20 protein-coding genes are annotated in these 21,485 nt (G+C 44.8%); 11 read left to right on the forward strand and 9 right to left on the reverse strand.

What is annotated here, in order from left to right; genetic code table 11:
* Window positions 1-34 precede the first annotated feature (34 nt).
* The gene (locus R8O10_RS07755) at window positions 35-727 is read right to left on the reverse strand and encodes an oxidative stress defense protein (RefSeq protein ID WP_005384550.1); all 693 of its coding nucleotides are present in this window, start codon (window positions 725-727) and stop codon (window positions 35-37) included.
* Between the two features lie 208 nt (window positions 728-935).
* Window positions 936-1,832 carry a LysR family transcriptional regulator ArgP gene (locus R8O10_RS07760; protein ID WP_005380990.1) on the reverse strand — a complete coding sequence of 299 codons (897 nt, stop codon included), beginning with the start codon at window positions 1,830-1,832 and terminating at the stop codon, window positions 936-938.
* Window positions 1,833-1,979: 147 nt separating this feature from the next.
* On the opposite strand from R8O10_RS07760, the gene R8O10_RS07765 reads away from it, so the two are divergent.
* Together R8O10_RS07765 and R8O10_RS07770 are read left to right on the forward strand one after the other, a co-directional pair.
* Window positions 1,980-2,609 carry a LysE/ArgO family amino acid transporter gene (locus R8O10_RS07765; RefSeq protein WP_031780897.1) on the forward strand — a complete coding sequence of 210 codons (630 nt, stop codon included), beginning with the start codon at window positions 1,980-1,982 and terminating at the stop codon, window positions 2,607-2,609.
* A gap of 26 nt (window positions 2,610-2,635) precedes the next feature.
* Complete coding sequence (locus R8O10_RS07770) at window positions 2,636-3,118, forward strand: YbaK/EbsC family protein (RefSeq protein WP_005380994.1); 483 nt, start codon at window positions 2,636-2,638, stop codon at window positions 3,116-3,118.
* Between the two features lie 47 nt (window positions 3,119-3,165).
* Here R8O10_RS07770 and mscS read toward each other — a convergent pair whose 3' ends face one another.
* The 5 genes from mscS to R8O10_RS07795 all read right to left on the reverse strand — a co-directional run bounded on the left by mscS (window position 3,166) and on the right by R8O10_RS07795 (window position 10,131).
* A complete protein-coding gene (mscS, locus tag R8O10_RS07775; RefSeq protein ID WP_005384548.1) occupies window positions 3,166-4,032 on the reverse strand; it encodes a small-conductance mechanosensitive channel MscS in 867 nt (288 codons plus the stop codon).
* A gap of 424 nt (window positions 4,033-4,456) precedes the next feature.
* A complete protein-coding gene (fbaA, locus tag R8O10_RS07780) occupies window positions 4,457-5,533 on the reverse strand; it encodes a class II fructose-bisphosphate aldolase (RefSeq protein WP_005380996.1) in 1,077 nt (358 codons plus the stop codon).
* Window positions 5,534-5,687: 154 nt separating this feature from the next.
* On the reverse strand, window positions 5,688-6,848 hold the full coding sequence (locus tag R8O10_RS07785) for a phosphoglycerate kinase (protein ID WP_086047044.1): 1,161 nt from the start codon (window positions 6,846-6,848) through the stop codon (window positions 5,688-5,690).
* Between the two features lie 151 nt (window positions 6,849-6,999).
* Window positions 7,000-8,037, reverse strand: coding sequence for an erythrose-4-phosphate dehydrogenase (gene epd / locus R8O10_RS07790; RefSeq protein ID WP_005384545.1), 1,038 nt, complete (start codon window positions 8,035-8,037; stop codon window positions 7,000-7,002).
* A 135-nt stretch (window positions 8,038-8,172) separates the two neighbouring features.
* A complete protein-coding gene (locus R8O10_RS07795) occupies window positions 8,173-10,131 on the reverse strand; it encodes a ligand-gated channel protein (protein ID WP_318191268.1) in 1,959 nt (652 codons plus the stop codon).
* 140 nt (window positions 10,132-10,271) lie between these two features.
* On the opposite strand from R8O10_RS07795, the gene R8O10_RS07800 reads away from it, so the two are divergent.
* On the forward strand, window positions 10,272-11,165 hold the full coding sequence (locus R8O10_RS07800) for a LysR family transcriptional regulator (protein WP_017633561.1): 894 nt from the start codon (window positions 10,272-10,274) through the stop codon (window positions 11,163-11,165).
* Window positions 11,166-11,256: 91 nt separating this feature from the next.
* Here the strand turns inward: R8O10_RS07800 and tkt are convergent, their stop codons facing one another.
* Window positions 11,257-13,251: a transketolase gene (tkt, locus tag R8O10_RS07805; protein WP_171346186.1), complete on the reverse strand. Its 1,995-nt coding sequence runs from the start codon at window positions 13,249-13,251 to the stop codon at window positions 11,257-11,259.
* 315 nt (window positions 13,252-13,566) lie between these two features.
* On the opposite strand from tkt, the gene metK reads away from it, so the two are divergent.
* The 8 genes from metK to ruvX all read left to right on the forward strand — a co-directional run bounded on the left by metK (window position 13,567) and on the right by ruvX (window position 20,295).
* On the forward strand, window positions 13,567-14,721 hold the full coding sequence (metK, locus tag R8O10_RS07810; RefSeq protein ID WP_005381027.1) for a methionine adenosyltransferase: 1,155 nt from the start codon (window positions 13,567-13,569) through the stop codon (window positions 14,719-14,721).
* A 402-nt stretch (window positions 14,722-15,123) separates the two neighbouring features.
* Window positions 15,124-15,921: a DUF2189 domain-containing protein gene (locus tag R8O10_RS07815; RefSeq protein ID WP_213908004.1), complete on the forward strand. Its 798-nt coding sequence runs from the start codon at window positions 15,124-15,126 to the stop codon at window positions 15,919-15,921.
* Window positions 15,922-15,989: 68 nt separating this feature from the next.
* Window positions 15,990-16,487: a SprT family zinc-dependent metalloprotease gene (locus tag R8O10_RS07820; protein ID WP_005381025.1), complete on the forward strand. Its 498-nt coding sequence runs from the start codon at window positions 15,990-15,992 to the stop codon at window positions 16,485-16,487.
* A 150-nt stretch (window positions 16,488-16,637) separates the two neighbouring features.
* Window positions 16,638-17,333 (forward strand): deoxyribonuclease I, encoded by a 696-nt coding sequence (gene endA / locus R8O10_RS07825; protein WP_017821889.1) that lies wholly within the window; start codon window positions 16,638-16,640, stop codon window positions 17,331-17,333.
* Window positions 17,334-17,446: 113 nt separating this feature from the next.
* Window positions 17,447-18,178: a 16S rRNA (uracil(1498)-N(3))-methyltransferase gene (gene rsmE, locus R8O10_RS07830; RefSeq protein WP_025768830.1), complete on the forward strand. Its 732-nt coding sequence runs from the start codon at window positions 17,447-17,449 to the stop codon at window positions 18,176-18,178.
* 13 nt (window positions 18,179-18,191) lie between these two features.
* Window positions 18,192-19,142, forward strand: a complete 951-nt coding sequence (gene gshB, locus R8O10_RS07835; RefSeq protein WP_005381021.1) for a glutathione synthase — start codon at window positions 18,192-18,194, stop codon at window positions 19,140-19,142.
* A 128-nt stretch (window positions 19,143-19,270) separates the two neighbouring features.
* Entirely contained in the window at window positions 19,271-19,834 is a 564-nt protein-coding gene (locus tag R8O10_RS07840; protein ID WP_005381020.1) for a YqgE/AlgH family protein, read from the forward strand.
* A gap of 35 nt (window positions 19,835-19,869) precedes the next feature.
* Window positions 19,870-20,295, forward strand: a complete 426-nt coding sequence (gene ruvX, locus R8O10_RS07845) for a Holliday junction resolvase RuvX (protein ID WP_005381017.1) — start codon at window positions 19,870-19,872, stop codon at window positions 20,293-20,295.
* Between the two features lie 61 nt (window positions 20,296-20,356).
* Here ruvX and R8O10_RS07850 read toward each other — a convergent pair whose 3' ends face one another.
* Window positions 20,357-21,463, reverse strand: coding sequence for a PilT/PilU family type 4a pilus ATPase (locus R8O10_RS07850; RefSeq protein WP_318191269.1), 1,107 nt, complete (start codon window positions 21,461-21,463; stop codon window positions 20,357-20,359).
* Window positions 21,464-21,485: the final 22 nt, after the last annotated feature.

The raw sequence follows: 21,485 nt of genomic DNA on the forward strand, positions 1-21,485 counted from the left end.
TCCCTGCCTTTTGCTTTTTACTGTTTGCTAAGCCTTACTTTAGCTTATAAATGACATCGACTTGATCGCGAATGATCATGGTTGAATCTTGGTAGCTATTCGCTCCTTCTTTACTATCCATCGCCATTGAACGCATTAACACAGGCTGAACGTGCATCTGTCTGTAATTGATCTGCCATACATCGCCCAACTTTTTCTCAAAACCAGTCGCTAATGACCCTGCTTTTTCTCTTGCGTCCTTAATCGCAGCCATTCGTGCCTTTTGCTGATACTCGGCTTGGTTGCTTACCTTAAGTTGAATATTATCAACCTGATTAATTCCCGCTTCTAACGCCATATCTAGGTATTGGTTAAGGTTTTTCAGATCCGTCACCGTGACATCAATACTGCGAGATGCTCGATACCCAACAAGTTCTGCTTTTCCTGATTTAGGGTAATGGTACTGAGGAGCAAGGTATAAATTCGAGCTAGTAATATTGTCTTTTGACAAGCCGGCATCCGATAAGCTTTTTAGAAACTCTTCAACGGTTTTATCTACGGACAATTTCGCTTGTTCGGCCGTCATTGTCGTATCGACTACTTTTACAGAAAACGTAGCCATATCAGGTGTGGCCGTCACTTCGCCATACCCCGTTGTCGTAACATGAGCAAACTCTGGCGTATTCGCCAAAACTGAAGCACTGGTAAGGCTGAGTGCTGAAGCCAGCAAAAATGAATACAATTTCATTCAATAAATCCATCCATACAAAATTAAGTACTTAATCTCAGATTCCAACATCACTATCATGGCTGAGAAAGCGTGTGGTTTCATAATAGAAACTTCCGCCGATTATCCAAGCACCCATAGTGACTTCTAACACAACTTTGACTATGTAACATTGGCGTAATTTTTAAACAAAACACACTTAAGTTAACGATATGCAGCTCTGACAAACTTATTGAGGTAGATGCTGCTGCGCATACCCCACTATCGCGTGTGAGATTTCTTGTAATACCCCAGTTTCTAACTGCCAGTGGTGCCAATAAATCCGATGGGACATTAAAAAACCTGGAGTCACATCAACCAACACACCTCTGTCTAATTCGTCGGTAATTTGCAAGCGGGGGATCAAGCAATAAGCAACACCAGCTAACGCCACTTTTAGAAACGCTTCAGAACTACTGATGTTGTGATGAATAACGCTGTCAGGATTGACGTTAAAATGCTCGGTAAGAAATGTTTTATGTAGATCATCATATTGGTCATATGAAACGGCCGGTGCTTTTGCCAATGTCTGATTATTTACGCCTTTAGAAAAATAACGCTGATAGAACTCTGGGCTCGCGACACAAACATAATCGATGCGACCTAAATAGTCTGCTCTGCATCCGGGGATTGGCTGGGACTCCAAGCTGATCGCTCCTGTCACTTCGCCACTTTTGAGTTTTTCAATAGAGCGGTATTCACCATAGATAGTCAGTTTTAGTTCAACTTGACGCTGCTTCATAACATTTTGCAGCGCTGGCAGTAGCCATGTTGCAAGGCTATCTGCATTAGTCGCTAAAGAGAGTTGCACAGGTCGCGTACTGGTATCATTTTTTAGTTCGGGGAGAATTTCATGCTCTAGCAAGCGTACTCGCCGATAAAGACCCAACAATTTTTTACCAATTGGCGTTGGCTTAGGTGGCTGGCTTCGAATTAAAACAGGCTGCGCGAGAAACTTCTCTAACTGCTTGATACGTTGAGAAATGGCGGATTGAGAAACAAATAAATGCTCGGCAGCACGCTCAAAGCTACCCTGATAAACTATAGCGTCTAATGCCTCAATCCATTTGTAATCTAACCCTCGCATACCTTTCCTCTCACTCTTGATCAAACGCCTCCCGTTAAATTAGTCTATCTAATGTAAGATTAAAATCATTAATTATACTTATTTAGATAAACGCTTTATCTTTCCCTTTTCTGTAAATGTATTTGTTATTTTGAAGTGAGGTGAAGTGTGAGCTTGTGGGTTCTATTGCAAGGTTTTGGTTTAGGAGCATCAATGATCATTCCGATCGGCGCGCAAAATGCGTATGTTTTGAATCAAGGCATAAAGCGTAACCACCACCTAACAACCGCCACTATTTGTAGCGTGCTAGATATGATTTTCATCTCTCTAGGTATCTTTGGTGGTGGTGCAATTCTGTCTCAAAATGAAATCTTACTGACGTCGGTGACACTTGGTGGTATTGCTTTCTTGAGCTTCTATGGACTGCTCTCGCTAAAAAGTGCTTTTAAGCCAGAGAGTGAATCGGAATCAAAAGGGGAGATCGTAGCTCGAGGTCGTCGAACGGTTATTCTAGGTGCGTTAGCTGTCACTGTGCTTAATCCGCACTTATATTTAGATACAGTCGTTATTCTAGGTTCGATCGGTGGACAATTTGAAGGCCATGATCGCATTGCTTTTGCACTAGGTACGATTATGGCTTCCTTTGTTTGGTTCTACACTTTATCGATAGGAGCAGCCAAACTAGGTCCAACACTCTCTCAACCAAAAGTGAAAAAAACCATCGACATTGCAATCGCAATGATGATGTTCACAATAGCGTATATCTTAGCGAGTGAGCTTATTGATAAGTATTGGTAATCACCAGGTAGTAAGGCAGCAAAGACATGGAGTCACTAAAACGTATTTATAACAACAATAGAGAGCGATTCAACGCGCTCTCTATTCCTTTTCGGGAATGGCAGCACGAAGCCATCTTAGACTTTGAGACAGATATACGCATTGCGAGAGAGCTTGGTTGGACGGGTACGCATACCAAAAGCCTCTTTTTAACACTCAAAGGACAAGGTTACGCGGTTTATCTGACAGATAAGGACTCGCGCCTCGATGCCAAGCAGATTAAAGCGATTACAGGTAAACGTCCCTCTATTTGTAATGACGATGAAATGGTCGAAGTGTTAGGTTGCGTACCCGGCGCGGTTTGCCCAATAGGCTTACCGGAATACATCACTATCATTGTTGATACCAATCTCTATCAACATCAAGAGTTGCTCTATACGCCTGGCTTACCTGAGTTCACATTTGGATTTGCAGGTAAACATCTAAAACGCCTCTTACTTGCTGGTCATCACACCCTTTACGAAATATAAAAAAGCGAGGCCTATTGGCCTCGCTTTCGAATATCGACTGCTTTTGATTAAGCGTCGACTTTGTTCAGGTGAACATCCATTTGTGGGAATGGAATCTCGATACCATTTTCATCCAATGCTTCTTTAATACCTTGCATTGCATCAAAGTATACGCCCCAGTAATCTGCAGTTTTCACCCATGGACGAACCACAAAGTTAACTGAAGAGTCTGCTAACGTAAGTACACCAATTGTGATATCTGGGTCTTTCAAGATACGTGGATCTTTCTCTAGCGTCTCACGAATCACTTTCTTCGTTAGTTTAAGGTCTGCTTTGTATGAAACACCAATCACTAGGTCGACACGTCGTGTCGCATGGCGAGAGTAGTTAGTAATGGCACCGCCGATAACTGAAGAGTTAGGCACAACAACCATTTTGTTGTCTGGTGTTTTTAGAACTGTTTGGAAGATTTGAATTGCTTCAACACTACCCGCTACACCACCGATTTCTACGTAGTCGCCTGATTTGAATGGACGGAACGCAACAATAAGTACGCCTGCTGCAAAGTTTGATAGTGAACCTTGTAGTGCAAGACCAACAGCAAGACCTGCCGCACCAATCACAGCAACAACAGAAGCGGTTTGAACTCCTAATCGACCAAGAGCCGCGATTAGCACGATTACAAATAGCAAGTAACGAACAAGACCGTGAATAAATTCAACGACGGCCTTATCCATGTTTTTCTTTTCTAGTACTTTAGAAACACTACCAGCGACTGCCTTAACGATAAGATTACCGATAAACAGAATAAGCACCGCAGAGATAATGTTCACACCGTACTGAACCAGTAGATCTGAATTGTTTGTCAGCCAAGTTTCAGCCTGAGTTAGACCATCCGTTAAAGTGGTATCGATACCCACCGATTCACCTGCCATAATTCTTATCCTCAAAATAAAGAGATATAAATCCAATTGCCGTTAATTTATGAACCTTGTTTTTTAAAGGCTCTTTTCTAAAACAACATCCCTATTGCTCCACTGAACAGTGTCAGATTTTTGGCACAATATCCCAACTCTGACTTTTTTCAAAGTCAGAGTTTCGCAAAGATATGCAAAACAAGACTTTATCAGAGCTTTCTGACACTGACTTGTTACAGGTTACGCAATGCACTCTGATTTCGCCACTCTTAAGACTGATATTCCCATGTTTTCTTTAAAAAAAACGTTAAAGGTGAGATATCTCACTAGCAAATACAACCTAACGCATAAAAATATCGGGAGAAAGCAGAGGGGAAGAAAATGATAGATATAAAAAAACCCGCTCAAAGAGCGGGTTTTTAAGTAACTTAATCAGTAACGATTATAGTACGTCAACTGCGTTAAGGTCAGCAAATGCTTGCTCTAGACGAGTAACCATTGAAGCTTGGCCTGCACGTAGCCATACGCGTGGATCGTAGTACTTCTTGTTTGGTGCATCTTCACCAGTTGGGTTACCGATCTGACCTTGTAGGTAATCGTGGTTTTCAGCTTCGAACTTACGGATACCATCCCAAGTAGCCCACTGTGTATCAGTATCGATGTTCATTTTGATCACACCGTAGCCGATAGATTCACGGATTTCTTCTAGAGAAGAACCTGAACCGCCGTGGAATACGAAGTTTAGAGAGTTCGCTGGAAGACCGAATTTCTCAGAAACGTGCGCTTGAGAATCACGTAGGATAGTTGGAGTTAGTACAACGTTACCTGGCTTGTATACGCCGTGTACGTTACCGAAAGATGCTGCGATAGTGAAACGGTGGCTGATTGCGCTTAGTTTCTCGTATGCGTATGCAACGTCTTCTGGAGAAGTGTATAGCTCAGACGCATCCATATCAGAGTTGTCAACGCCGTCTTCTTCACCACCAGTACAACCTAGTTCGATTTCTAGAGTCATGTTCATTTTAGCCATGCGCTCTAGGTACTTAGCAGAAATTTCGATGTTCTCTTCTAGAGACTCTTCAGAAAGGTCGATCATGTGAGAAGAGAATAGTGGCTTACCAGTTTGCGCGAAGTACTCTTCACCAGCGTCTAGTAGACCGTCGATCCAAGGAAGTAGTTTCTTAGCTGCGTGGTCAGTGTGTAGGATTACTGGAACACCGTAAGCTTCAGCTACAGCGTGAACGTATTTCGCACCAGCAACAGCACCTAGGATTTGAGCTTCTTGACCTTCAAGTTTTAGACCTTTACCAGCAAAGAAAGCAGCGCCACCGTTAGAGAACTGAACGATAACTGGAGCTTTAACTTTTGCAGCTGCTTCAAGTACTGCGTTTACAGAGTCAGTACCCACACAGTTTACTGCTGGAAGTGCAAAGCTGTTTTCTTTTGCAACTTCAAATACTTTCTGAACGTCATCGCCAGAGATAACACCTGGTTTTACGAAGTCGAAGATCTTAGACATGGATGTAATCCTATTTATCTGTCGTTTTTAAACAAAACTTGTTAAGTTGAAAATCTTGCAAACGTTTGCTCACAACTGAGGCTATTCTAGCAGAGTTCCTCACACGTTGCAGCAAACAAGAAAGCGGGAGAATCACTCCCCCGCTTTGCTTTAATTACTTAGCGCGTGCTTCTAGCATTTCTACTGCTGGAAGAACTTTACCTTCTACGAACTCAAGGAAAGCGCCGCCGCCAGTAGAGATGTAAGATACATCTGCTTTGATACCGAACTTGTCGATAGCCGCTAGCGTGTCACCACCACCAGCAACAGAGAAGCCTTCAGAAGCTGCGATAGCTTCAGAGATACCTTTAGTACCTGCTTCGAAGTTCTTGAATTCGAATACGCCTACTGGACCATTCCATAGGATAGTCTTAGCGTTTTTAAGGATTTCAGCTAGTTCAGCAGTTGAATCTGGACCAAGGTCGAAGATCATGTCGTCGTCTTGTACTTCAGAAACGTGCTTGATTTCAGCTTCTGCGTTCTCGTCAAATGCTTTCGCACATGCAACGTCAGTTGCTACTGGAATTGCACACTCGTCCATTAGCTTCTTAGCTGTTTCAACTAGGTCTGCTTCGTATAGAGACTTACCAACGTTGTGGCCAGCAGCTGCGATGAATGTGTTAGCAATACCACCACCAACAACGAGTTGGTCAGCGATTTTAGATAGAGACTCAAGAACAGTTAGCTTAGTAGAAACTTTTGAACCACCTACGATAGCAACCATTGGACGAGCTGGCTTGTCCATTGCTTTGCCTAGCGCTTCTAGTTCGTTTGCTAGTAGAGGACCAGCACATGCTACGTCTGCGTGCATGCCAACGCCGTGAGTAGATGCTTGAGCACGGTGAGCCGTACCGAATGCGTCCATTACGAATACGTCACATAGTGCTGCATATTTCTTAGATAGCTCTTCGTCGTTTTTCTTTTCGCCTTTGTTGAAGCGAACGTTTTCAAGAACAACAAGTTCACCCGCATTTAGCTCTAGGCCATCTAGGTAGTCTTTTGCTAGCTTCACTTCGCAATCTAGTGCGTCGTTTAGGTAGTTAACAACTGGTTGTAGAGAGAACTCTTCAGCGTATTCACCTTCAGTTGGGCGACCTAGGTGAGACGTAACCATTACTTTAGCGCCTGCTTCTAGGCAGTGCTTAATAGTTGGAAGAGATGCGATGATACGTGCATCCGAAGTTACTTTACCGTCTTTTACTGGCACGTTTAGGTCAGCACGGATAAATACACGTTTACCTGTAAGATCCAGGTCAGTCATCTTGATTACAGACATGATGTGTCCTCTCAAATATTTAATAATTAAAGTTTTTGAAAACTCGGCAACCCTGCCAAGCCTGTTAATTCTTCAAACTGGTTATAGATATGGAGATATTATGGATTTATTTCAAGGATTGAAATAAAAATTCTCCATCACTTCTTCGTCATTACTGTTCCACTTGCGAAGAAGCTTGCATTGCTAAGGCAGTATCCAGCATCCGGTTAGCAAAGCCCCATTCGTTGTCGCACCAAACGAGCATTTTTACGAGTTGCCCGTTACTCACTCTAGTCTGGCTTCCATCCACAATCGCACTATGGGGGTCGTGGTTAAAGTCGATGGAAACGAGTGGCGATTCAGTATAGTCAACAATGTTACGTAATGTACACTGAGATGCGTTAACAATGGTTTGATTTACGTCATTAACTTTCACATTTGTACTAATTGTGACACTTAAATCCATTGCAGTGACGTTAACCGTTGGAACACGAACAGAAATTGCTTCGAATTTGTTGGAAAATTTCGGGAAGATTCTTTCAATCCCCTTATGCAACTTAGTGTCCACCGGAATAATAGATTGGCTTGCAGCGCGGGTACGGCGTAAGTCGTTATGATACGCATCAATTACTTGTTGATCGTTCATGGACGAATGAATTGTGGTAATGGTGCCAGACTCTATGCCGAAGGCTTCGTCTAATACTTTAATGATGGGAACGATACAGTTGGTGGTGCAAGAACCATTGGAGACAACACGGTGCTCGTCTTTCAGAGTTTCGTGGTTCACGCCATAGATAATCGTATTATCTAGGTCGTTTGCGCCCGGGTGCGAAAACAGTACTTTCTTCGCGCCTGCTTCTATATGCGCTTGCCCATCCGCTTGCGAACCAAATACGCCAGTGCAATCCAAGACGATATCAACTTCTAAATCACGCCAAGGAAGTAATTCGATTTCGGAGAGGTGGAGAATGCGAATGGAATCATATTCACCGCTGTCATGATGAACATGCAAATGTTCTTGGTCATGGGAAATTTTTTTACCAAAGCGACCATGACTGGTGTCATATTGCAGTAGGTGTGCCATCGCCTCTGGCTGTGCTAGTTCGTTTACCGCCACAACCTTGATCTGCTGGTGTTTTCCGCTTTCATACACCGCTCGCAGAACATTACGACCTATACGTCCAAATCCATTGATCGCAACCTTTAGCATTTATCCTTCGCCCTACCAAAAATTTCGTGTCACAGATACTACCTGATCAAGCTGACAAACGCACCTGTTGAATCAAAGTAAAGCAGGATTAAAAAAGGTCGAGACTATGCTCGACCTTATTACAACGATAGATAATTAAAATGCGACGTCTAAACCTAACCAGTAGCGACGACCATCTTCAATATATCCGTATTCTTCGTAACTGATTTCCTCGTCCAGCAAGTTATAGATAGCGCCTTTAATACGAGTATTGTCGGTTAACTGGTATGTCACACCGGCGTTCACAAAGGTATAAGCTGGTTCTACAATACTGTTTCTTGATGGGCCAGTAACCGGATCCATTTCTTTACCTCGGTACGTGACTTTCGCCCAGCTCTCTAGATCTGTTGTCGTTTGCCAAGTCACATCCACATTAAACAGATGCTTTGGTAACTGCTGCAGCGGCATGCCTTTGTATTCACCTGTTTTTTGCTCTGAGTCGGTAAATGTGTAGCTCGAGCTAAGGTAAATGGTTTCCGTTAACGGCGATGCTAAGGTCGCTTCAATACCTTGTGTGACGGCTTCATCCACGTTAATACGGTACGTTGGATCTGCGCCCCATTGGTTTGGACCATCAGTACAGATAGTGTCTGGACAAACAACACGTGTGATCTTGTCTTTGAATTCGTTATGGAACGCTGTCAAAGAGACATCTAAGCCAGAATCACCTTGATACAAGACGCTGATTTCTTTGTTTAGCGACGTTTCAGGGTCAAGATCTGGGTTACCGTAGATATTACCGCCACCACTGACTTGCGCCCAGCCAGGAGTAATTTCACGTAATTGTGGAGAACGGAAACCTGTTGCCACACCGCCTTTCACCGTCCAAGACGGATCAACTCGCCATACACCGTAAACACGTGGACTAAAGTGCGCGCCATAGTTTTCGTCATGATCTAGACGACCACCAAGCGTAACGCTAAACGGATCAGCGATTCTCCATTCATCTTCAATGAAAACAGCCCACTGCGTATTCGATGTTTCAGTCTTCGACGACGCTTTGTTGGAGGTGAAATCCTCAAGCTCTGCATGAGTAGCGTCCACACCCGTCGTCAACGTATGGTTTCCAATACCAGTCACCAAGCTCGATTTGAACGTGGTGTTGGTGATCGTCATCTCACGAGATTTGTTCTCGCTCTCTTCTCGCTGTAAGTAAGTATCTGAAATGCCAATCGAATCCCAATCACCGTTGTGGCTTACCGTTACGTAATTACGACGATATTCATTCAGTGAATCTTCACACCCTCCACGACACCCAGTGGTCGGCACTGAAAGGCCCACATTGCCACGACGACTTTGTGCCGACGTGCCACCTTCTAATTGTACCGAGTGGCGCTCATTAATCTGGTAAGTCAGTTTTGAAGAGATACTCTGCATATCTTTATCTTCATAACCGTATTCGATGTCATCTTCTTCTCTGGTTGTGTACTGACCATATACTTGGAGAGATAAATTTTCAGCCAACGGACCATTAACGAAAAAGTTCGCGCTCTGCTCTCCCCCTGAGCGACTATTCTCTTGTAGTACCGTGCCCAGTTGAACATTACCCGTCCACTCTAGCGCATCTTTTCGTGTGATGACGTTAATCACACCACCAATCGCATCAGAACCGTAAAGCGTCGACATTGGGCCGCGAATAACTTCGATTCGCTCAATCGCTTGAAGAGGAGGTAACCAACCTTGTTCGATACCAGGACCGTCACTATTTGGACGAGTTTCACGCGTGCTTTGACGTTTACCATCGACCAGTATCAAAGTGTATTTAGAACCCATACCACGGATACTAATGTCGGTGGTATCACCACCACCTGTCACGACAACACCTGGCACACTTTTTAGTGCATCAGTCACATCGCGGTAATAACGGGAGTCCAACTCCTCACGTGAAATAACACTAATACTTGCAGGCGCGTCCGCTTGAGATTGCTCGTAGCTTGATGCAGTTACAACCACTGTTTCCATTTTAGAAACTGCATCATTGGCAAAAACATGAGGGACACTGACGAAGGCTAAAATACCAGTTGCGGTAATAACTGGCAGTCTAAGAGTAGACATCTACATCTCCATAATTGATAATGATTATTATTTTCGAAAGTGAATTATTCACAAATAGAATGAGATGCATAGTGAGAGTTATGGAACAGTTCTTTCCATTTATGGAACTCGTACATAACGCAGTAAGGAGTAAAAGAAATATGCACGACTTAGCATCAATTAGAGCCTTTGATGCGCTCAATCAGCATAAAAGTTTGACAGCCGCTGCTAAAGCCCTTAATCAGCCAAAATCAACGCTAAGTCGTCGCTTGGCACAATTAGAAGAAGACTTCGGTCAGGCTCTAACCGCCAGACAAGGTAATCGATTAGTTCTGACAAGAGCTGGAGAGATCTTTGCCCACTACAGCCGCCAGATTCTTGAGTTAAGTGAAGAGAGTTATGATGCACTTCAAGGTTTAACGAACCAAGTTTCAGGGCCACTGCATATTGTTTGTCACACTGCCTTAGTTAGAAGCTGGCTCGGCGGCGTACTCAATCGTTTTCTTGCTGATAATCCCGATGTTAGAGTTCAACTTACCAGTGACTTTTCTGAGGCGCATCATGACCCAGATTTGTTCATCTGGCTCGGTGAACGTAAAGAGCTAGACTGGCGAAAAGAAGTGCTGGGGGTATTTCGCTATACGCCTTTTGCCTCTCCAAATTATCTAAAACAACATGGGCCTATACCGCACCCCAAAGAACTTGAAGCACATCCATGGATCGATTTTGGTTCAGTGCAAGAAAATGGATTGATGCTAGCACACCCTCAACACGGTGAGTTCTTTTTAGAACCCTTTGTTAGTCGCTTATACAGCGACAACATAGCAATGCAAATAGACAGTATCGCGAATGGTCATGGTATTGGACTGCTGCCGACTTGGACAGCATGCGGCTATGAGAAACATCACCCAGGGCGAATCACACCATGCTTAGAAGGTTGGCTTTCTGAGCCTATTTCCATTAACTGCTATACACCAGCAGGACGACCACCACTGCGCTTATCCGTACTTTTAGACTGCATTCACCAAAGCATTCCACAAGGTTGGAAAACCTGACAAAAATAAAAAGGCCATCATAATGATGGCCTTTCTAACTTTAGCGTTTAACAATCGTCGTTTACGTTCGACTGTTTAGACGGTCCTGCAATTACGCTAGCAATTCTTTTGCTGTGTTCACTACGTTTTCAGTCGTGAAGCCAAACATCTCGAATAGCTGACCAGCAGGTGCAGATTCACCGAATGTTGTCATACCGATGATGCGACCGTCGAAGCCAACGTACTTGTACCAGAAATCAGCAATGCCCGCTTCAATAGCGATACGTGCCGTTACGTCTGATGGCAGTACAGATTCACGGTAAGCAGCGTCTTGTTTATCGAATGCATCTGTTGATGGCATTGAAACAACGCGTACTTTCTTGCCTTCTGAAGTTAGTTGCTCAGCGGCTTTCACTGCAAGCTCAACCTCAGAACCTGTTGCGATAAGGATTAGCTCAGGCTTACCTTCGCTATCTTTCAGGATGTAAGCACCTTTCGCGATGTCTGCGACTTGTTCAGCAGTACGCTCTTGTTGCGCTAGGTTTTGACGAGAGAAGATAAGTGCAGTTGGTGCATCTTTACGTTCAATCGCTAGTTTCCATGCAACTGCAGACTCAACTTGGTCACATGGGCGCCATGTGCTCATGTTTGGAGTTACACGTAGAGACGCCATTTGCTCAACAGGTTGGTGAGTTGGGCCATCTTCGCCAAGACCGATCGAATCATGCGTGTAAACTTGGATGTTCTGAATTTTCATCAGCGCAGCCATACGCATTGCGTTACGAGCGTATTCCATGAACATTAGGAATGTTGCGCCGTAAGGAACGAAACCACCGTGCAATGCGATACCGTTGATGATAGCAGTCATACCGAATTCGCGTACACCGTAGTGGATGTAGTTGCCAGAGAAGTCCTCCGTTTCTAGAGACTTAGAACCAGACCACATGGTCAGGTTAGAAGGCGCTAGGTCAGCAGAACCACCCATAAACTCAGGAAGCATTTGACCAAACGCTTCTAGTGCATTTTGCGATGCTTTACGTGATGCAATGTTCGCTGGGTTTGCTTGAAGATCGGCAATGATTTGGTTCGCTTTTTCTTCCCATTGTGCAGGAAGTTCGCCGTTTAGACGACGTTTAAGCTCTGCCGCTTCAGCAGGGTAAGCTGCAGCGTATGCTTCGAATTTTTCATTCCAAGCTGCTTCTTTCGCGGCGCCCGCTTCTTTTGCATCCCACTCAGCGTAAACATCTGCCGGGATCTCAAATGGGCCGTACTCCCAACCTAGGTATTCACGAGCCGCTTGGATTTCATCGTGACCTAGTGGTGCACCGTGACAGTCGTGCGAACCAGACTTGTTAGGAGAACCGAAACCGATAATTGTTTTGGTACAGATAAGCGTAGGACGTGGGTCCGCTTTTGCTGCTTCAATTGCTGCGTTGATCGCGTCTGAGTCGTGACCATCGACTGCTGGGATTACATGCCAGCCGTACGCTTCAAAACGCTTAGGTGTATCGTCAGAGAACCAACCATCAACGTGACCGTCGATAGAGATGCCGTTGTCATCCCAGAATGCAATCAGCTTGCCTAGACCAAGAGTACCTGCAAGAGAGCATGCTTCATGCGAGATGCCTTCCATTAGACAGCCGTCACCCATGAACACATACGTAAAGTGGTCAACGATATCGTGACCTTCTTTGTTGAACTGTGCCGCTAGTGCTTTCTCTGCGATCGCCATACCAACAGCGTTAGTGATGCCTTGACCTAGAGGACCCGTTGTTGTCTCGATACCAGGCGCGTAGCCGTACTCTGGGTGACCTGGGGTTTTTGAGTGCAATTGACGGAAGTTTTTCAGATCGTCAATAGATAGCTCGTAACCGCTTAAGTGCAGTAGAGAGTAAATAAGCATTGACCCATGACCGTTTGACAGCACAAAGCGATCGCGGTCGGCCCACTCTGGGTTTGAAGGGTTATGGTTTAGGTGAGAGCGCCAAAGAACTTCAGCGATATCAGCCATACCCATTGGTGCGCCTGGGTGGCCTGAGTTAGCTTGTTGAACACCATCCATGCTTAGAGCACGAATTGCATTGGCAAGATGTTTACGAGACGACATGTCTGCTCCTGAGTACATTAAGCGAAACGAAAAGTAGGTCATAATTCTCTCAAAGCCCTGTTGGGTGTGCAAACGTTTTCCAGTCCAAAACCTCACAAATATTGCACCTTTCGCGCCAAATCGTTCGAAGTTCTTAAAATTATCAATAAATCAGGCAAACGTTTGGTTATAACAAAAACCAAAAAAGAGCTTGTAATTCGAGCAATCAAATTTAGAATAGACGTCTAGATGTAGATACACCTACAAAAATTAGTATTAATTTGCGCTGGAGAGTTTATCATTCCCCAGTTTTAAACCAGATATAGTGGAGCTAACATGGCTAAGCACCTGTTTACTTCTGAGTCAGTATCAGAAGGTCATCCAGATAAAATTGCAGACCAGATTTCTGATGCGGTTCTTGACGCGATTCTAGAGCAAGATCCAAAGGCTCGTGTTGCATGTGAGACTTACGTTAAAACCGGTATGGTAATGGTGGGTGGTGAAATCACGACTTCAGCATGGGTAGACATCGAAGAGTTAACTCGTGAAACCGTTCGTGAAATCGGCTACGTACATTCAGATATGGGCTTTGACGCAGATTCTTGTGCGGTACTAAACACAATCGGTAAACAGTCGCCAGATATCAACCAAGGTGTTGATAAAGCTGACCCTAAAGAACAAGGTGCAGGCGACCAAGGCATCATGTTTGGTTACGCTTGTAACGAAACTGAAGTACTAATGCCAGCGCCAATTACTTACTCTCACCGTCTTGTTCAAAAGCAAGCAGAAGTTCGTAAAAACGGCACACTACCTTGGTTGCGTCCTGATGCAAAATCTCAGGTAACATTCCAATACGATCAAGGTAACATCGTTGGTATCGACGCGGTTGTTCTTTCAACTCAACACTGTGACTCAATCTCAACTTCAGACCTGCGTGAAGCGGTAATGGAAGAGATCATTAAGCCAGTGCTACCTTCTGAGTGGATCAACAAAGAAACAAACTTCTTCATTAACCCAACCGGTCGCTTCGTAATCGGTGGGCCTATGGGTGACTGTGGCCTAACTGGTCGTAAGATCATCGTAGATACCTACGGCGGCGCAGCTCGTCACGGTGGCGGTGCGTTTTCTGGTAAAGATCCATCAAAAGTTGACCGTAGTGCAGCATACGCAGCACGCTACGTAGCGAAAAACATCGTAGCGGCAGGCATGGCTGACCGTTGTGAGATCCAACTTTCTTACGCAATCGGTGTTGCTGATCCAACGTCTATCATGGTGGAAACGTTCGGTACTGAGAAAGTATCTCACGACATCATCATTGAAGCGGTTCGTCAATTCTTCGACCTACGTCCATACGGTCTACAAGAAATGCTTAACCTTCTTCAACCTATCTACAAGAAGACAGCGGCTTACGGTCACTTCGGTCGTGAAGAATTCCCGTGGGAAGCGACAGACAAAGCTGCACTTCTACGCGATTTCGCTGGCATCAAATAATCAAGCCAAGCAAGAATCAATCAAGCCCTCGCCTATGGTGGGGGCTTTTTATTTTCAGCAACTTTTATCTAGTCATTTCGGCTCATACCGCCCTGCCCCACAAAGCAGTCCTGTTTCTCCCTCATTTTTATACCGAATAAATTTTAAGCAATTATTTGTAAATTATCCCATCTCCGCCAATAGTTAAAATATTGTTAATTCCAATTTAAATAGAGACGTCGGATGCTGGCGACTGTGGAAGCAACACTTAAGTAAAGACATGAGTTAAGCATCTTTATGGCCGATACCAAACTAAGCCAATGCTCAGATGTAAACTTGAAAAAGTCGCTTCAAGTTTGACTGAACAAAAACCGCTGTCAGTTGGTATAAGCGGATAATGTGGGAATAAATCAAGGAGGAGTTATGCCTCGAACTGTTAATCCATCGGACTTCCACAACAAGCGAAAGGAAGTGCCAGACAACGAATACGCCAGAACCATACCGTGCAATACGGTCAATCTTTCTGCACCTTTTCATTGGCTCGCATTAGGTCTGCATGATTTCGTGCGAATGCCACTTATTAGTGCTTTCTATGGCATCTGTTTTATGGCAGCTGCGATAGGCATTGTTTTGCTCGTACAGTGGCAAGGCACACACTTGGTCGTCATGCCCAGTTTGATTGTTTACATGTTAATCGGTCCGTTTCTCGCGCTCGGCTTGTATGATGCCAGTTGGGAGAGAGAGCGCGGACACAAAGCAAGCTTGTTCCATTCAATGAAAGCGATCGGTCGTAACTCAACATCTCAATGGGCGTTCGCCGTGTTACTCGCAGTGTGTATGATATTTTGGATGCGCATTGCCGCTCTACTTCATGCGCTCTACCCTTCTGTTCAAGGGGCACCTTTAAGGGAGTTTCTACCCTTCCTTGTCATCGGCTCTTTAGTTGGCTTTGTTTTGGCTTGTGTGGTGTTTAGTATTTCAGCCTTTTCTATTCCGCTCATGATGGAGCGTCGCGTAGACATGATGACCGCTGTATTTACCAGCTTTAATGCCGTGAAATCCAACATTCCAGCAATGATTGTTTGGGCAGCGATCATCTGTGGCGGTATTCTTATCGGCTTTGCGACCTACGGGATCGGAATGTTGTTTACCATGCCAATTCTAGGCTACGGTACATGGCACGCTTACCATGCCACCATCAAGAAAAAACACACACCATAATTAACTGATGCTATGATCTGGCCCTCGCAAATGCGGGGGCTTTTTTATTTGATTTATCGAGGTGAATTGTGGATATAGAACTCAGCTATAAAGCCAAGCAAGTGATGGCGGGATGTATCGCGATGGCGGAACAAGCTTTCAAACGTTCTTTCCCGATTCCAACAATCACCTTCGACGTCCGTGGGAAAGCGGCAGGAAAAGCCTACCTTCAATTAAATCAAGTACGCCTAAACCCTGTTTTATTTCGCGAAAACACCCAAGCATTCTTAGATGAAGTCATTCCTCATGAAGTAGCACACCTGATTACTTATCAGGTTTACGGGCGAGTTAGGCCTCACGGTAAAGAATGGAAAGGCGTCATGGAAGCCGTATTTAACGTACCAGCCAAAACCACTCACAGCTTTGAAGTAAAATCCGTTCAAGGTAAAACCTTTGAGTATCGTTGTGGTTGTATGACCTACCCTCTATCGATTCGCCGTCATAATAAAGTGCTGCGCAAAGAGGCGACATACTCTTGTCAAAAATGCCGCCAACCACTTAACTTCACCGGCATTCAATTATCGTAGCCCTTACCTCATAGTGTTACTTGCGTTCCCAAAATAAAGATCGAGTTGATCAAAACCTTCCCTTCGCCACTTATTGTTAACTTACTCATCACTAAAGCTATTTTATGCGTGTTATCATGAATAAAGTCATACTTTATAAAGACTTTTATCATGAAATACTTACTCTCTCTGTTGCTTATCGCGCTTTCTAGCACTGCGATTGCCGCGCCACCGAGCTCATTCTCTGCAGCCAAACGTGAGGCGGTCAAAATTTATCAAGACCACCCAACAAGCTTCTACTGTGGCTGTAACATTCAATGGCAAGGCAAGAAAGGCTTACCCGATTTAGCCTCTTGCGGTTACCAAGTCCGTAAACAAGAAAAACGGGCTGCACGAATCGAATGGGAGCACATTGTTCCTGCGTGGCAATTTGGCCACCAGCGTCAATGCTGGCAAGATGGCGGACGTAAAAACTGTAAGAAAAAAGACAAAACTTTTCGTTTGATGGAAGCAGACTTGCACAACCTAACTCCTGCTATTGGTGAAGTAAACGGTGACCGTTCGAACTACAACTTCAGTCAATGGAACGGTATGGATGGCGTGAGTTATGGTCGCTGTGAGATGCAAGTGAACTTTAAGCAGCGTAAAGTCATGCCACCAGACCGTGCGCGTGGCTCAATTGCTCGTACCTATCTATACATGAGCAAAGAGTACGGTTTCAAACTGTCGAAGCAGCAAACGCAATTAATGAGTGCTTGGAACAAAACCTATCCTGTCGATAAATGGGAATGTGAGCGTGACGAGCGCATTGCAAAAGTACAGGGCAATCACAACCCATTTGTTCAAGAAGCCTGCCGCGCACTGTAACCTCCGACCTCGAAGCGTTTCAATTACTGATATTGAAACGCTTCTTGCCCCTTGTTTTTTCGGTGCAAAGCATCCATGTTAGGGTTTAAGTTTATTCTCTTGCTGGAAATCTCATGCGTACCCCTCGAATTTATCATCCAGAAACCATTCATCAACTTGGCTCACTTGCTTTAAGTGACGACGCAGCAGGCCATATCGGTCGTGTTTTGCGCATGAAAGAAGGCCAAGACGTTCTCCTTTTTGACGGCAGTGGCGCAGAGTTCCCAGCGGTTATCAGTGAAGTCAGCAAGAAATCAGTTTTGGTTAACATCACCGAGCGCGTAGAAAACAGTATTGAATCCCCTTTAGATCTGCACCTTGGTCAAGTCATTTCACGTGGCGATAAGATGGAGTTCACCATCCAAAAGTCTGTTGAACTTGGCGTCAATACCATCACTCCTCTGATTTCTGAACGTTGTGGCGTCAAGCTTGACCAAAAGCGTTTTGAGAAAAAACTCGCGCAATGGCAGAAAATCGCCATCAGTGCCTGTGAGCAATGTGGGCGTAATGTCGTGCCCGAAATTCGTCCAATTATGAGCTTGGAAGAGTGGTGTAAAGAAGAGTACGATGGTTTAAAGCTTAACCTTCACCCTCGTGCTAAATACTCAATCAACACTTTGCCAACCCCGGTTGAAAAAGTGCGCCTACTGATCGGTCCTGAAGGCGGTTTATCGTCTGAAGAAATCGAGATGACTCGAGAATACCAATTTGAAGAAACGCTACTCGGCCCTCGCGTTCTGCGTACCGAAACAGCGGCTCTGACAGCAATTACAGCCTTACAAGTTCGTTTCGGCGATCTTGGTTAAACGGAGAAAAATAATGATCAAACTCGGTATCGTAATGGACCCAATCTCGTCCATTAACATCAAAAAAGACTCTAGCTTTGCCATGATGCTTGAAGCGCAACGACGCGGCTATGAAATCCACTACATGGAAATGAATGATCTACATCTCGATCAAGGCGTTGCCATTGCAGATACTAAAGTGGTGGAACTAAAAGAAGATCCAAATGGTTGGTACGAGTTCAAATCAGAGCAAACTATCGAACTGTCTGAGCTAGACGCGGTGCTAATGCGTAAAGACCCTCCGTTTGATACTGAATACATCTACGCGACTTACATCCTTGAGCGTGCAGAAGAACAAGGTGCACTGATCGTTAACAAGCCTCAAAGCTTACGTGATTGTAACGAAAAGCTGTTTACAGCATGGTTCCCAGAGCTGACACCTACAACGATCGTGACGCGAAAAGCAGAGAAAATTAAAGAATTTCGTGAAAAACATGGTGATGTCATCCTGAAACCGCTTGATGGTATGGGTGGCGCGTCCATCTTCCGTGTAAAAGAAAACGATCCAAACGTCTCTGTGATCATCGAGACATTGACTAACCACGGTCAAAACTACGCAATGGCACAAACCTTCGTGCCAGACATCAGCAACGGTGACAAACGTATCCTAGTGGTAGATGGCGAACCTATGCCTTACTGTCTAGCACGCATTCCTGCTAAAGGCGAAACGCGCGGCAACCTAGCCGCTGGTGGTACTGGTGAAGCTCGTCCGCTAAGCGAAACCGACCTCAAAATTGCGCAAACCGTTGCTCCGACACTGAAAGAAAAAGGCCTTATCTTTGTTGGCCTTGACGTAATTGGCGACAAGCTAACAGAGATCAACGTCACCAGTCCAACCTGTATTCGCGAAATTGAAGCAGCTTTTGATATCTCAATCACAGGCAAGCTGATGGATGCGATTGAACGTCGAGTAAAAGGCGAATAACTCAAACTGTATTACAGTTAATAGAGAGCGTAGTACATTAACTTAAGCAAACTCATGCACATACCTAGATGGTAAATTGTATGATGTTTGCTTAAGGGCATTTACGAGAGTTAAGGGTCAGTATGAGTATGAATCTCACAAATCACTTTTTGGTTGCCATGCCTGGGATGAAAGATCCGTACTTTCAAAACAGCGTGATCTACGTTTGTGAGCACAACGAAGACGGCGCTATGGGGCTGATGATCAATGCTCCTGTTGATATCACCGTCGGCAACATGCTCAAGCAGGTGGAAGTTCAGCCAGTACACCCGCGCCTATTTGAAGCCAGTCTAGATAGACCAGTCTACAATGGCGGCCCAATCTCGGAAGATCGTGGTTTTATTTTGCATAAACCCAAAGATTACTACGAGTCCAGCGTCCAAATGACCGACGACCTCGCGGTAACCACTTCGCGAGATATTCTTTCGGTGTTAGGAACAGAAGCAGAACCAAGTGATTACCTAGTGGCACTTGGCTACTCCGGTTGGAGTGCAGGCCAATTAGAAAGTGAGCTGGTCGAAAACTCTTGGCTCACCATTGAAGCGACGCCTGAAATTATCTTTAATACACCAATCAACGAGCGTTGGAAGAAAGCGGTCGAAAAGCTGGGCATCGACCCAAGTCACCTTTCAGCAGACTCTGGACATGCTTAGTCCAAATATACAGTTACATTAGATAGAGACACCTTATGTCACGCACAATTATGGCTTTTGACTTTGGAACCAAAAGCATTGGTAGCGCTATTGGCCAAGAAATTACTGGTACAGCTTCCCCATTAAAAGCCTTTAAAGCCAATGACGGTATTCCAAACTGGGACGATATCGAAAAGCAAATCAAAGAGTGGCAACCAGATTTGCTAGTGGTCGGTTTACCGACCGATCTGCATGGTAAAGACCTTGAGACCATAACCCCTCGTGCACGAAAATTTGCGAAGCGTCTGCAAGGCCGATACGGATTGCCTGTTGAACTGCATGATGAGCGTTTATCTACTGCAGAAGCTCGTGCGGAGTTGTTCAGCATGGGCGGCTACAAAGCCCTATCGAAAGGTAATGTTGACTGCCAGTCAGCAGTGGTGATTCTAGAAAGCTGGTTTGAAGCCCTTTGGGGTGAGTAAACACTTCAAGCACAATGAAAAAAGGTTGGCTCCTGCCAACCTTTTTTGTTTCTGGATTGGATTAATCCATATCGATCTTAACGTTCGCCAAACTGCCCGTAGAGAATGCTTCACCACGCTGCGTTTTCAACATCAAGCGCAGATCATTTGCCGAGTCGGCACTATGTAGTGCATCCTCTTCGCTGATCTTACCTTGCATCACTAACTTATAGAGAGATTGATCGAACGTCAGCATACCAAACTCATTTGAGCGAGCCATGGTTGACTTCAACTCATGTAAATCTCCGCGACGAATCAAATCCGACACACGTGGGCTATTTAGCAAGATCTCAAATACACCATGACGTCCCTGCCCATTTTTATCTCGGATCAACTGCTGACCAACCACGCCTTTTAGGTTCATCGACAAATCGAACAAGAATTGTTCTTTTTGATCTTTCGGTACCAAGTGAAGAATGCGCTCTAAAGCTTGGTTTGCATTGTTGGCGTGCAACGTTGCCATACACAGGTGACCCGTTTCGGCGAAGGTCATCGCGTATTCCATTGTTTCATGGCTACGGATCTCACCAATCAAAATCATATCTGGTGCTTGGCGCAGCGAGTTTTTAAGCGCAACTTCATAGCTTTCCGTATCTAACCCAACTTCGCGTTGAGTCACGATACAGCGCTTGTGTTCATGCACGAATTCGATCGGATCTTCGACCGTCAAAATATGCCCGGTTTTATTGCTGTTTCGATAGCCTGTCATCGCCGCCATGGTGGTCGATTTACCCGATCCAGTAGCACCGACCACCAGCACCAAACCACGCTTAGCTATTGCCAAATCTTGCAACACTAACGGTAACTTTAACTGCTCAAAAGTAGGAATATTGGTTTCAATACGACGAATCACTGCGCCTGGTAACTCGCGTTGAAAAAAGGCACTCACACGGAAGCGGCCACAATCTCTCACAATGGCAAAATTTGACTCGCGACTTTTACGAAATTCCTGACGCCGATCTGGTTCCATAGCGCTGTCGAGTAATGCAGCCACATCGCTCTCGGTAAGTTTTTCCCCTTGCGGACGCAATTCGCCATCCACACGAAATAGAATTGGCGCTCCAACCGTGATGTAAAGATCCGACGCTTTCAGCGCCAACATGCCTTCGAGAAATTTATCTAGATCCATCTTCCGTATTCACCATTATCTG

The sequence above is a fragment of the Vibrio sp. 1727 genome, from assembly GCF_033344415.1.
In the GTDB taxonomy this organism is placed as follows: domain Bacteria; phylum Pseudomonadota; class Gammaproteobacteria; order Enterobacterales; family Vibrionaceae; genus Vibrio; species Vibrio alginolyticus.